Origin of the sequence: Qipengyuania gelatinilytica (assembly GCF_019711315.1) — a bacterium.
Classification (GTDB): Bacteria; Pseudomonadota; Alphaproteobacteria; order Sphingomonadales; family Sphingomonadaceae; genus Qipengyuania; species Qipengyuania gelatinilytica.
Window position 1 is genome coordinate 363,676 of the sequence record NZ_CP081294.1, and the last position, 12,586, is coordinate 376,261.

The 12,586-nt window shown below is 62.7% G+C and carries 13 protein-coding genes; 11 read left to right on the forward strand and 2 right to left on the reverse strand.

Annotated elements, in window-relative coordinates; translation table 11 throughout:
* Positions 1–87 precede the first annotated feature (87 nt).
* The 10 genes from K3136_RS01780 to K3136_RS01825 all read left to right on the forward strand — a co-directional run bounded on the left by K3136_RS01780 (position 88) and on the right by K3136_RS01825 (position 9,046).
* Complete coding sequence (locus K3136_RS01780) at positions 88–1,026, forward strand: TraB/GumN family protein (protein WP_221431223.1); 939 nt, start codon at positions 88–90, stop codon at positions 1,024–1,026.
* A 37-nt stretch (positions 1,027–1,063) separates the two neighbouring features.
* A complete protein-coding gene (locus tag K3136_RS01785; protein ID WP_221431224.1) occupies positions 1,064–1,954 on the forward strand; it encodes a TraB/GumN family protein in 891 nt (296 codons plus the stop codon).
* A gap of 125 nt (positions 1,955–2,079) precedes the next feature.
* Positions 2,080–2,772 carry a 50S ribosomal protein L25/general stress protein Ctc gene (locus tag K3136_RS01790; RefSeq protein ID WP_221431225.1) on the forward strand — a complete coding sequence of 231 codons (693 nt, stop codon included), beginning with the start codon at positions 2,080–2,082 and terminating at the stop codon, positions 2,770–2,772.
* 90 nt (positions 2,773–2,862) lie between these two features.
* The gene (gene pth / locus K3136_RS01795) at positions 2,863–3,432 is read left to right on the forward strand and encodes an aminoacyl-tRNA hydrolase (RefSeq protein WP_221431226.1); all 570 of its coding nucleotides are present in this window, start codon (positions 2,863–2,865) and stop codon (positions 3,430–3,432) included.
* A gap of 35 nt (positions 3,433–3,467) precedes the next feature.
* Positions 3,468–4,463 (forward strand): SDR family oxidoreductase, encoded by a 996-nt coding sequence (locus K3136_RS01800; protein WP_221431227.1) that lies wholly within the window; start codon positions 3,468–3,470, stop codon positions 4,461–4,463.
* Between the two features lie 65 nt (positions 4,464–4,528).
* Positions 4,529–5,629, forward strand: a complete 1,101-nt coding sequence (ychF, locus tag K3136_RS01805; protein ID WP_221431228.1) for a redox-regulated ATPase YchF — start codon at positions 4,529–4,531, stop codon at positions 5,627–5,629.
* A gap of 20 nt (positions 5,630–5,649) precedes the next feature.
* A complete protein-coding gene (locus K3136_RS01810) occupies positions 5,650–6,918 on the forward strand; it encodes an alkaline phosphatase family protein (protein WP_221431229.1) in 1,269 nt (422 codons plus the stop codon).
* A gap of 63 nt (positions 6,919–6,981) precedes the next feature.
* Entirely contained in the window at positions 6,982–7,794 is an 813-nt protein-coding gene (locus tag K3136_RS01815) for a DUF1206 domain-containing protein (RefSeq protein ID WP_221431230.1), read from the forward strand.
* A 37-nt stretch (positions 7,795–7,831) separates the two neighbouring features.
* Entirely contained in the window at positions 7,832–8,572 is a 741-nt protein-coding gene (locus K3136_RS01820; RefSeq protein ID WP_221431231.1) for a MauE/DoxX family redox-associated membrane protein, read from the forward strand.
* A 15-nt stretch (positions 8,573–8,587) separates the two neighbouring features.
* Positions 8,588–9,046, forward strand: coding sequence for a MaoC family dehydratase (locus K3136_RS01825; RefSeq protein WP_221431232.1), 459 nt, complete (start codon positions 8,588–8,590; stop codon positions 9,044–9,046).
* A 1-nt stretch (position 9,047) separates the two neighbouring features.
* Here the strand turns inward: K3136_RS01825 and K3136_RS01830 are convergent, their stop codons facing one another.
* Together K3136_RS01830 and mutL are read right to left on the reverse strand one after the other, a co-directional pair.
* Entirely contained in the window at positions 9,048–9,533 is a 486-nt protein-coding gene (locus K3136_RS01830; protein ID WP_221431233.1) for a hypothetical protein, read from the reverse strand.
* Positions 9,533–11,335, reverse strand: a complete 1,803-nt coding sequence (gene mutL, locus K3136_RS01835; protein ID WP_221431234.1) for a DNA mismatch repair endonuclease MutL — start codon at positions 11,333–11,335, stop codon at positions 9,533–9,535. The genes K3136_RS01830 and mutL overlap by 1 nt, the downstream gene beginning before the upstream one ends.
* 196 nt (positions 11,336–11,531) lie before the next feature.
* Between mutL and K3136_RS01840 the strand changes: the two genes are divergently transcribed.
* Entirely contained in the window at positions 11,532–12,575 is a 1,044-nt protein-coding gene (locus K3136_RS01840; RefSeq protein WP_221431235.1) for a rod shape-determining protein, read from the forward strand.
* The last annotated feature ends 11 nt before the right edge of the window (positions 12,576–12,586 follow it).

Sequence of the window (12,586 nt, forward strand, 5' to 3'; positions counted from 1 at the left end):
TCCGACCAAGTCGACACCGCCGGTCTTCAAGTGTCGCAGATTCTCCTGGTGCCCAAGCAACAGGTCTACCTTTCGAAAGGATGCCAAATGAAAGCCAAGCAATTTTTCCGGGCAACGGCCGCCGGTCTCACCCTCTTCGCCCTACAGGCCTGCTCGACCCTGCCCGACGAAGCTGCTGTTGCAGCAGTCGCGGAAGAAGCGGCTGCCGAACTTGCGGCAGAGAGAGGCCCCGCGCTCTGGAAAGTCGCGGACGAAGATACGACGATCTATATCTTCGGCACCGTCCATGCCCTGCCCGCGGAGGTCGACTGGTACAGCGGCCCGGTAAAGGCGGCGCTCGACAGCAGCGGCTCGCTGGTCACCGAAGTCGATATGACCCCGGAAGTCCTTGCATCGATGGGCCAGACGATTGCCGCCAAGGGCATGTTCAACGACGGACGCACCCTGCGCGGCGTGATGACCGACGAGCAGCAGGCGAAGTTCGAGGCAGGCATCGCCAAGCTCGGCATTCCCGCCGAGGCGCTCGACCCGCTGGAGCCGTGGTTCGCAGCGATCAACATCGCCCAGATCCTGCTGCAATCGGCAGGCTATGACGGCGAGAACGGCGTGGAAAAAGTGCTCGAGGCAACCGTGGCCGAGGGCACCGAAAGGGTCGCATTGGAAACCGTCGATTTCCAGCTGTCGATCTTCGATGAACTGCCGATGGAAAACCAGATCGCTTTCCTCTTGCAGACGGTCGAGGACCCGCAAGCCGGCATCGCGATGCTCGACAGCATCATCGCCGAATGGGCCGAAGGCGATGCGGAGGCGCTTGGCAATATGCTGCAGGAAGCCAATGCGTCCGATCCCCTGGTCACCGCGCGCCTCTTCCACCAGCGCAATGCCAATTGGGCCGGATGGATCGACGAGCGTCTGGATACGCCTGGAACTGCCTTCATGGCAGTCGGTGCCGGACACCTCGCCGGCGAGAACAGCGTGCAGGATTACCTCGGGCAGCGCGGCATCAGTGTGAGCCGCATCCAGTAGGACTTGCATTGCCGCGATGGCTTGGCAGAGAGGAAGCGTGACCGCACGCTTCCTCTTTCCGTTTCTGGCCGCCTTCCTGCTCGCATCGTGCGACAGTCCGGACGAACCATCCGCAGTATCGCTCGCGCAAGGCTATCCTGCGCTCTGGCAGGTAGAGAATGCGGATGGAGAGACCGAAGCCTGGCTCTACGGGACAATTCACGCACTCCCCGCCGATGTTGCCTGGCGCTCTGCCGAGTTCGAGAAGGTCGCCGGACAGGCCGACTTCCTCGTGGTCGAGGCCGCCGGCCTTGATGACACCGCAGGTCTTGCGGCGCTTTTCGGACGTATCTCCGCCGATGAACCGCCGCAGCAGGGGCTGGTCGCACGCCTCGACCCCGCCCTGCGCGATACTTTCAAGGAATTTGCCGACGAAAAGGACCTGTCCGTCGCGGCACTCGACGGGCTTGAAAGCTGGGCGGCTGCGCTGGCGATTGCCCGCGCGGCAAGCACCGGAGACACGCGGAACGGGATCGATCGTATCCTGATCGACGAATTTGCTGATGAACCCATTGGCGAGCTCGAGGGACCGGAACGGCAACTCGCCATCTTCGATGACCTTCCCGAAGCCGAGCAGCGCGACCTGCTCAACGCGGTCGTGGAAGAGGCGACGCTCGGCGACGAGGGCGTTCAGGCGCTGGCCGTGGCTTGGAAGAGCGGCGATCTCGACACTCTCGAAGCGCGCAGCCGCCAGGGTATGCTGAGCGATCCCGAACTGCGCGAGGCATTGCTCGTCGAACGCAATCGCTACTGGGCCGCGCAGCTCGACATGTTGCTGGCGCAAGAGAAACGCCCCCTGATAGCGGTCGGCGCCGCGCATCTTGTAGGGCCGGATGGACTTCCGGCTTTCCTGGAAGCCCGCGGCTACGTCGTCCGCCGCATCCAGTAACGGCAGGCGCAACTGGGCGCTTGCTTTTCACCACGGTCACGCTATAGGCGCGCGCTTCGGCGTCATGGTCATCCCTGGAGGCGTGGCGGACCGAGGATATCAAACGCATTCGAAAGGTAAGCGACATGAGCGACGCTCTGACACTTCCGGCCGAGACGCGCGAACGGGCTGGCAAGGGAGCCTCCCGTGCACTGCGTCGCGAAGGCCGTGTCCCCGCCGTGATCTATGGCGGCAAGGAAGAACCCATCACGATCCACGTGGAAGCCAAGGAGCTGGTCAAGCAGCTCGGCACCGGCCACTTCATGAACTCGATCGTCACGATCGAGCTGGGTGGCAAGAAGATCAAGACCCTCCCCAAGGACGTGTCGCTTCACCCCGTCTCCGACCGCCCCGAGCATGTCGACTTCTTCCGTCTCGCCAAGGGCGGCAAGATCGAAGTCCAGGTTCCCGTGGTCTTCACCAACGAAGAAGCCTCGCCGGGCCTCAAGAAGGGCGGCGTGCTGAACGTTGTCCGTCACGAACTCGATCTCGTTTGCGAAAACGACAAGATCCCGGGCGAAATCGAAATCGACGTCACCGGCAAGGAAGTCGGCGATTCGATCCACATCAGCGAAGTCACGCTTCCGGAAGGTGCCGAGAGCGCCATCACCGACCGTGACTTCACCATCGCAACCCTCGTCGCTCCGTCGGCGCTCAAGAAGAGCGAAGGCGCTGAAGGCGAAGGCGAGGAAGAAGTACCGGCAGACGGTGTCGCTGCGACCGAACAGGGTCCGGACGCTGACGCAGCCGAAGAGCAGGAAGAAAAGAGCGAAGACTAATTCGCACTTTCCTGTCGGAAATCACCAAGGCGCCGGTCTCGCAAGAGGCCGGCGTTTTGCTTTTAGGCAAGCTATCGCTAGAGGGCGCGAATGCAGATCTGGACAGGCCTTGGAAATCCCGGACCGCAATATGCGATGCACCGGCACAATATCGGTTTCATCGTGTGCGATACGATTGCCGAGATGCACGGCTTCGGCCCGGTGCAGAAGAAATTCTCCGGCTGGGTGCAGGAAGGGCGCATCGGGACGGAGAAAATCGTCCTGCTGAAGCCGGCGACCTTCATGAACGAGAGCGGCCGCGCCGTCGGCGAAGCCACGCGCTTCTACAAGCTCGATATCGAGGACCTTACCGTCTTCCATGACGAGCTCGACCTCGCGCCGTTCAAGGTCAAGGTCCGCCGCGGAGGCGGGCTTGCAGGTCACAATGGCCTGCGCTCGATCAACCAGCATCTCGGCCCCGATTTCCGCCGCGTACGGATCGGCATCGGCCATCCCGGCAGCAAGGATCGGGTCACCGGCCATGTCCTCGGCAATTACGCCAAGAGCGAGATGGACGACCTTGCCGATATGCTGGGCGCAATCGGCGCAGAGGCCGAGTGGCTCGCCAAGGGAGACGATGCGCGCTTCATGAACGATGTGGCGCTGCGCATGCAGGATTGATCTGGTAAGGGTCATCCAACACAGGAGACCCGCACATGCCCCAGATCAACCGACGCACCCTGCTCGCTGGAGCCGCCGCGACCGGAGTTGTCGCAGTCGCAGCCCGCGCCGCTCAGGACGACATGCTCAAGCCCCCGGCAGACATGTCGGGCAAAAGCGTCCTCATAACCGGCTGTTCTTCGGGTTTCGGCAGGCTGATGGCGGAGGACTTCGCACGCAAGGGTGCAAAGGTCTTTGCAACCATGCGGAACCTTCCGCGTCCAGAAGCCGAGGAACTTCGCACCCTCGCCCAGGACGAGTCGCTCGATCTTCACGTGATCGAGATCGACGTCACCGACGATGCGCAGGTCGCGGCCGGCGTTGCCGAAGCGGAGCGCATAGCGGGTGGCGGTATCGACGTGCTCGTCAACAATGCCGGCATCTCCACCGCAGGTCCCATCGAGATCCAGGACATGGCGGCGACCAAGATGCTTTTCGACACGAACGTATATGGCCCGCACCGTCTGGCAAGAGCCGCCCTCCCCGCGATGCGCGCACGCAAGTCGGGACAGATCTTCAATGTCACATCCCAGCTCGGCCGCGTCATGGTGCCGGGTTTCGGCCAGTATTCGCCTACGAAATTCGCACTCGAGGCCATGAGCGAGCAAATGGCTTACGAGCTGGTGCCTCACAATATCGACGTCACGATCATCGAGCCGGGCGGCTACCCGACCAAGATCTGGGACAATGCCAACCGGCTCACCATGGAACTGCTCGAGCGCGCCGACGACAAGCATCTTGCAGGCTATCCCGCGATGATCGAGCAATTGCGCCAAAGCGGCGCAGGAGGCGGGAAAACCGATCCGATGGATGTACCCAATGCCATCGCCGCGATCATCGCAATGCCGCCGGGCACCCGGCCGCTCCGCAGACCGGTCCACCCCGGACCCAAGCCGCAGGTCCCGATCAACGAGGTCAGCGCCAAGGTGCAGCTCGCTTGGCTCGGCGAAAGTCCCTACGGGCCGATGATCAAGGCGGTCCACAACGTCTGATCCTCTGGCATTCGGCGCGCACCGGCGCTAAGGGCGCGGCCAACACATTTTTTCCGGAGTAATCGATGGGTTTCCGTTGCGGGATCGTCGGACTGCCGAATGTCGGCAAGTCCACCCTTTTCAATGCACTGACCGAGACGCAGGCCGCGCAGGCTGCGAACTATCCGTTCTGCACGATCGAACCGAACGTGGGCCAGGTTTCCGTACCTGACGAACGTCTCGACAAGATCGCCGCAATTGCGGGTTCGGCCAAGATCATCCCGACGCAGCTCGCCTTCGTCGATATCGCGGGCCTCGTTAAGGGCGCGAGCCAGGGCGAAGGCCTCGGCAACCAGTTCCTCGGCAACATCCGCGAGGTGGACGCGATCGTCCATGTTCTGCGCTGCTTCGAGGACGACGACATTCAGCACGTCGCCAACAAGGTCGATCCGATCACCGATGCCGAAGTAGTCGAGACCGAGCTTATGCTCTCCGACCTCGAAAGCCTCGAAAAGCGCGTTCCGGCTGCCGAAAAGCGCGCAACGGCGGGCGACAAGGAATCCAAGATCATCGCCAGTGTCCTTGGACAGGCCCTCCAGCTCCTGCGTGACGGCAAGCCCGCCCGCCTCACCGAACCGAATGATGAAGAAGAAGCGCGCGTCCTGCGCCAAGCGCAGCTCCTCACCGCAAAGCCGGTTCTCTACGTCTGCAACGTCGGCGAGGAAGACGCGGCCAAGGGCAATGCCTTCTCCGAACTTGTCTTCAAGAAGGCCGAAGCCGAGGGCGCACAGGCTGTTGTCGTATCGGCGGCCATCGAAAGCGAACTGGTCGCGATGGATGCCGAAGATCGCGCGGAATATCTCGCCGAACTGGGGCTGGAAGAAAGCGGCCTCAGCCGTGTGATCAAGGCGGGCTACAAGCTGCTCGGCCTCAACACCTTCTTCACCGCCGGCCCGAAGGAGGCCCGCGCATGGACCTTCCCCGAAGGCGCCAAGGCCCCGCAGGCAGCCGGCGAAATCCACACCGATTTCGAACGCGGCTTCATCCGCGCCGAAACCATCGCCTACGACGATTTCGTTGCCTTGGGCGGTGAAAGCGGCGCGCGCGAAGCGGGGAAGCTGCGTCAGGAAGGCAAGGAATATCTCGTGCAGGACGGCGACGTCATGCTGTTCAAGTTCAACGTCTGATCCCGGCAGGAGGGCCAGCAATGAAGAACCTCGTCACCGCGCTCGCCCTGGCAGCGGCAGTTACGCTTCCGGCATGTGCACCGCAGGTCGAAAGTGCCTCTACCGCAGTGCAGGCGGAAGAACGCGAACCGGTGACGATCCTGGTGTCGATCGACGGGTTCCATCCCAGCTATCTCGATCGCGGCATTACACCGGCGCTTTCGAAGCTTGCGGACGGCGGTGTGCGCGCTGCGATGCGCCCCTCTTTCCCGACCAAGACCTTCCCCAATCACTGGACGCTGGTGACCGGCCTCGTGCCGGACCATCACGGCATCACTGCCAACCGAATGGAAGACAAGGGCAAACCGGCAGAGCCGTTCACGATGGCGACGGTCGATCCTTATTGGTGGAGCGAGGCCAAGCCCGTCTGGGTGGAGGCCGAGGAAGCCGGCATTCGCAGCGCCGCGATGTTCTGGCCCGGCTCTGCCGTCCCCTGGGGCGGTACCGCCGTGCGTTATGGGCCGGTGACGGACGGTATCCTGCCGAGCGACTGGCAGCAGTTCTCGATGCAGGTGTCCAACACGCAGCGCGTGAACTCGGTGCTCGACTGGCTGCGCCGTCCGGCAGAAATCCGCCCCGAATTCGTGACGCTCTATTTCGATACGGTCGACAGCGCCGGTCATGATGCCGGCCCTATCGGTGAGGAAATCGACACCGCGTTGCGCGATGTCGACAGCCATATCGCCATGCTGGTCGATGGACTTGAGGCGCTGGGCCAGCCCGCCAATCTCGTCATCGTGTCGGATCATGGCATGGCCCCGACCAGTTCTGAGCGTGTCATCGCGCTCGACGAACTGTTCGACAGCTCGCTGTACCGGCTTGTGGAAGCCGGTGCCTATGCGACCTTCGAACCGGCCGAGGGCAAGGAAGCCGAGTTCCGCGATGCGATCCTTGCAGATCATGAACACATGACCTGCTGGGCGAAGGAGAACATCCCCGCGCGCTACAACTACGGAACGCACGAGCGTATTCCGCCCTACTTCTGCCTCCCGGAAACCGGCTGGACGATCGCGCGATCCGCATCGGGTTCGAGCTGGAGTGGAGGCAACCACGGCTACGACAGTTTCGCGCCTGAAATGCAAGCCGTCTTCATCGCAAACGGCCCCGCTTTCCGACAGGGCGCGACTGTGCCGATCTTCGACAACACGGACATCGCGCCGCTCCTGCGCCGCCTTGTCGGCCTGCCCCAAGCAGAGAAGGCCGATGGCTCGATCGACGCACTGGTACCGGCCCTTTCTTCAAGCGATTGATAGCTAAGGCGGAACGCTTACCCCTCCCCTGCCGTTAGGCATGCAAACAAGGGGAGTATTCCGGTGGTAGACAAGTCCGAAAAGTTCAACTGGCTGGTGCGCGTGGGCTATTTCAGCCGCGCAATCCTCTATTTCGTGCTGGGCCTGATCGCGCTGACAAGCGCCAACAAGATCGCCGAGGGCACGAACGGAATTTTCCAGGCCATCAAGGATTATCCTGCCGGAACGGCGATCCTCTGGATCATGGTCGTCGGACTGACGGCTTACGCCCTTTTCCGCTTCTGTTCGCCCCTGTTCGATATCGAGAACAACGGTTCCGACGCCAAGGGCTGGGGCAAGCGCATCGGCCATGCCGGTAGCGGGATTGCCCATATCGTCCTTGCCTACTCCGCGTACAAGTTTGCCACGAGCGGCTCGGGTTCTTCGGGCGGTTCTGGCGGCGGCGGCGCGCAGGAGGCGGCTTCCGGCGTCCTTTCGGTAGAGTTTGGCGGCATCGTGCTCGGCATCCTCGGCATCGCATTCTTCCTCGCGGCCATCTTCCAGGCGAAGAAGGGCATTACCGGCGAGTTCATGAACCGCATCAGCGCCCAGGCCCCGTCCGCGACGCGCTGGCTGGGCGGCGCAGGCTATCTTGCCCGCGGCGTAGTCTACACGGTGATCGGCTGGTCGCTGTTCAAGGCGGGCTTCATGTCGAGCGGCGCGAGCGAAGTGAAATCGCTTGGCAATGCCGTGGCGAGCCTTGCCGACGATGGTTTCGTCTTCACGCTGACAGCGATCGGCCTCATGCTGTTCGGTCTCTTCAGCCTCGTTCTTGCACGCTACCGGATCATTCCGGATCTGGACAAGAGCGCGGGCGTACCTTCCTTCCGCGCCTGACCTTGAATCATACCCCAGGGGGGTATACTTCAACGCCATGGCTAAGACAGCACAACTCTACCGCATGGTGATGGACAAGCATGTCTGTCCCTATGGCATCAAATCGAAGTGGTTGCTCAAGCGCGAAGGCTTCAAGGTGGAAGACAACCACCTCACCACGCGCGAGATGACCGATGCCTTCAAGGAAGGTCATGGCGTGGAAACCACGCCGCAGACCTTCATCGATGGCCAGCGGATCGGCGGTTACACCGACCTGCGCAAGCACTTCGGTTACGACAAGAGCAAGCCGGGCGACAAGAGCTACACGCCCGTACTCGCCGTATTCGCGGTAGGCGCGGCCCTTGCCGTCGCGCTCAGCTTTTTCGTCTACGACGCGCCCTTCACCATCCGGACCGGCGAATGGTTCGTGGCGTTTTCGATGGCGATGCTCGCCATGCTCAAATTGCAGGATGTCGAACAGTTCTCGAGCATGTTCGTCGGCTATGACCTTCTCGGCAGGCGCTGGGTTCCATACGCCTATGCCTATCCCTTCCTGGAGGCGACGGCGGCGGTCCTCATGGCCGGACGCATCCTGCCATGGCTATCGATACCCATTGCCCTCTTCATCGGGACAGTGGGCGCGGTCAGCGTCTTTTACGCAGTCTACATCCAGAAGCGCGACATCAAGTGCGCCTGCGTTGGCGGAAGCGGGAATGTCCCGCTGGGCTTCGTGTCGCTGACGGAAAACCTTGCCATGGTCGGCATGGGCATTTGGATGTTGCTTCGACCAATCGTGTGAGCCATCACCCGGCCCATGACGTTCTACGAAGATATCGAAGTCGGCACGAAGAGCGCATTCGGCCGGTACGAGGTCACTCGCGAAGAGGTGATGGACTTCGCCTCCAGATACGATCCGCAACCCTTCCATCTCGATGACGAGGCTGCCGCACAAACCCATTTCGGCAGGCTCTCGGCCAGCGGCTGGCACACGTGTTCGATGACCATGGCGATGATGGTCGAGAACATGAAAGGCGAGAAGTCGGCCGGCCTCGGCTCACCGGGCGTGGACCAGTTGCGCTGGAAAAAGCCCGTTTATCCCGGCGACACGCTGCGCTGCGAGACCGAGGTCATCGAAAAGCGCCGCAGTGCCTCGCGGCCTGAAATGGGCATCTTCAAGAGCCTGATCCGGACCTTCAACCAGGACGGCGACATCGTCCTCGAAATGGTTTCGAACGGCCTGATCCGCACGCGCGAGCCGGGCGGTTCGGACTAGTTCAGGCGCCGCACTGGACGAGGCCATCGGCCTCGTAGACCACCCGGTCGCTTGCATCTCTCACCACGAGTGAACCACGGTAATCGGTGGTCTCGTAGCCGCTCTGCTCGCCGCCTTCTTCTTCGAGATCGAGGATGAAGCTGTACTCCAGCCCGGTATATTTGTTGCGCGCCAGATAGGGCAATTCGCGGCTCCCGGTATCCGCCGCAAAGCGCAGCAGGTCGCCATTGCGAATGATATAGCCCTCGTCTGCCATGGCAATCGCCACCGCGCCGAGGCCACCGCCATCCGGTGCAAAGCTGCAACCGGCCCCGAACAGGTCGTATTTCTCGATTTCCCGATAGCGAATGGGATCGGGCTCGAACTCCTCGGCCGGCGGCTGCTGGTTGGCCTCGACCTCGGCGACATCCGCCTGTCGCTCTTCCTCGCTCGGCCCATCGCTGCATGCTCCAAGCACAAGCAGGGCGGACATCACCAACAGTCGCATCAGTGTCTCCCGAACAGCTTCTCGACGTCTTCCATCGAGAGCTTAACCCACGTGGGCCGCCCGTGGTTGCACTGGCCCGAACGCGGCGTTCTTTCCATCTCGCGCAGCAAGGCGTTCATCTCGTCAACGCGCAGCACCCGCCCCGCCCTGACCGAGCCGTGACACGCCATGGTCGCAAGGACCAGGTCGAGCTTCTCACCGAGGTGCAGCGCCTCCCCGTTGAGCGCGAGATCGTCGTCGATATCGCGCAGGAGTTTTTCGGGATCGGTACGCGCGATCGCATGCGGCAGGCTGCGAACCAGCATCGCCGAGGGACCGAAACGTTCGATCGCAAGCCCGTGCTTCGCGAGCGTGTCGGCTGCTTCCTCGAGGCGGTCGCAGCTGGTCTCGTCCAACTCGACGACCTCGGGGATCAGCAACGCCTGGCTGCGCGCCACGGCTTCCTCGGCTCCGGCTGCTTTCAACCGTTCGAGGACAAGGCGCTCGTGCGCGGCATGTTGGTCGACGAGGACCAGACCGTCCTTCGCCTCGGCCACGATATAGGTGTTCGCAACCTGTCCGCGTGCAACGCCGAGCGGAAAATCCTGTGTTTCTGCGGCCACCGGCGCAGCTTCTTCTGCACGGCCTTGCGGCGCAGCCATCACGCCGCCTTCCGTTCCTCGCCACGGCTGTACGGGCTCGGACACGCGCGTTTGCGGAGCGGACCAGTCGCGGCTTTCGAAGATCGAGCGAAGCGCAGGCGAAGCCTCGTCGCGCACAGGTTCCTGTTGCCAGCGCGACATGGCGCTCGCATCGGGAGATTGCGCGCTCCTGCGATCGCCGGTCGCCAGCGCCTGCCTGAGCCCCGAGACGATGAAACCGCGCACGCCTTGCGCATCGCGAAACCGCACCTCGGTCTTCGCCGGATGCACGTTCACATCCACGTCCTCGGGCGGAAGCTCCAGGAACAGCGCGAGGACGGCGTGCCGGTCACGCGCGAGCATATCGGCATAGGCGCCGCGCACAGCACCGGTCAGCAGGCGATCCTTCACCGGACGTCCGTTGACGAAGAGATACTGGTGATCGGCGATACCCCGATTGTATGTCGGCAGGCCGGCGATGCCCGTCAAGCGCATTGTGCCACGGTCGAGGTCGATCGCGACCCCGTTTTCCTTGAGTTCGCGAGCGACAACCTGCGCCACGCGGTTCGCCAGCCCTTCTCCGCCTTGGAGGCCGAGAATGCGCCTGTCGCCATGATCCAGGGTGATCGCGACATCGCTCCGCGCCATTGCGAGGCGCTTCACAACGTCGAGGCAGGCGGCGTATTCGCTGCGCGGCGTGCGCAGGAACTTGCGGCGCGCGGGTATCTTGCCGAAGAGGTTCTCCACCCGCACGCGCGTTCCGGGTGGCAGGGCAGCCGGTCCTTCCGAAACCAGTTCGCCATGATCGACGATGCGTTTCCACCCATCATCGGCCCCGCGCGGCCGGCTTTCCAGGGTGAACCGCGCGACACTGGCGATGCTGGGCAGTGCCTCGCCGCGAAAGCCGAGCGTGGCGACCTGTTCGATAGCTTCGTCGGGCAGTTTCGAGGTGGCGTGACGTTCGAGCGCGAGCGCCATCTCATCCGGGGTCATCCCGCAACCGTCATCGGTCACTTCGAGGCTCGTCAGGCCACCTTCGACCAGCTTGATCGCGATCCGCGAAGCCCCCGCGTCGATCGCATTCTCGACCAGTTCCTTGAGCGCCGAAGAGGGGCGCTCCACCACCTCGCCAGCGGCGATGCGATTGACGAGATTATCGGGCAGTCGGCGTATTTGTGGCATGGATTTCCCGGTATAGCGGCGAAGTGCCGGAAATCCGAGACAATGCGTGTCACTTTCCCCCGCAGCTTTTACGGAAATTTTTGGCTTTCGGAGCGTAATATAGCTAAAGCACCGCCACCGCTTCCCCCCGGGCGCGCGCACGCGGCGTGATTCACCCTTTGCGCAACCCCTGCAGTACACGGAAAATCGAACTAAAATGGGCTTCTGGAACAACCTCTTCAAATTCGGCGTGCAGAACATGGCGATCGACCTCGGTACCGCCAACACGCTGGTCTATGTGCAGGATCAGGGCATCGTGCTGAACGAGCCGAGCGTGGTCGCGCTCGAGACCATCAACGGCATGAAGCGCGTGAAGGCCGTGGGTGACGATGCGAAGATGATGATGGGCAAGACGCCCGACTCCATCGAAGCCATCCGCCCGCTGCGTGACGGCGTGATCGCCGACCTCGACGTCGCCGAAGAGATGATCAAGAGCTTCATCAAGAAGGTCACCGGCCGCAAGAGCCTGATGCGCTATCCGGAAATCACGATCTGCGTGCCTTCGGGCTCGACTTCGGTCGAACGCCGCGCAATCCGCGACGCCGCATCGAACGCCGGCGCTTCGCAGGTTTACCTGATCCTCGAACCCATGGCAGCCGCCATCGGCGCGGACATGCCCGTGACCGAACCGGTCGGCTCGATGGTCGTCGACATCGGCGGCGGCACCACCGAGGTTGCGGTCCTTTCGCTGCGCGGTCTCGCCTATACCACCTCGGTCCGCACCGGCGGCGACAAGATGGACGAAGCCATCGTCAGCTATGTCCGACGACACCACAACCTGCTGATCGGCGACAGCACTGCCGAGCGTATCAAGAAGGATTACGGTGTGGCCCGCCCGCCCGAAGACGGCGTTGGCGAAAGCATCACGCTGAAGGGCCGCGACCTTGTGAACGGCGTGCCCAAGGAAATCACCATCAACCAGGGCCACATCGCCGAAGCCCTCAGCGAACCGATCGGCGCAATTGTCGAAGGCGTGCGTATTGCGCTTGAAAACACGGCGCCGGAACTTGCGGCCGACATCGTCGACCAGGGCATCGTCCTGACCGGCGGCGGCGCGCTTATCGGCGGTCTCGACGAATATCTGCGCGAGGAAACCGGCCTGCCGGTCACCATCGCCGAAGATCCGCTGTCCTGTGTTGCGATCGGCACCGGTCGGGCCATGGAAGATCCGATCTATCGCGGCGTATTGATGACAGCATAAGGCAAGGGGGC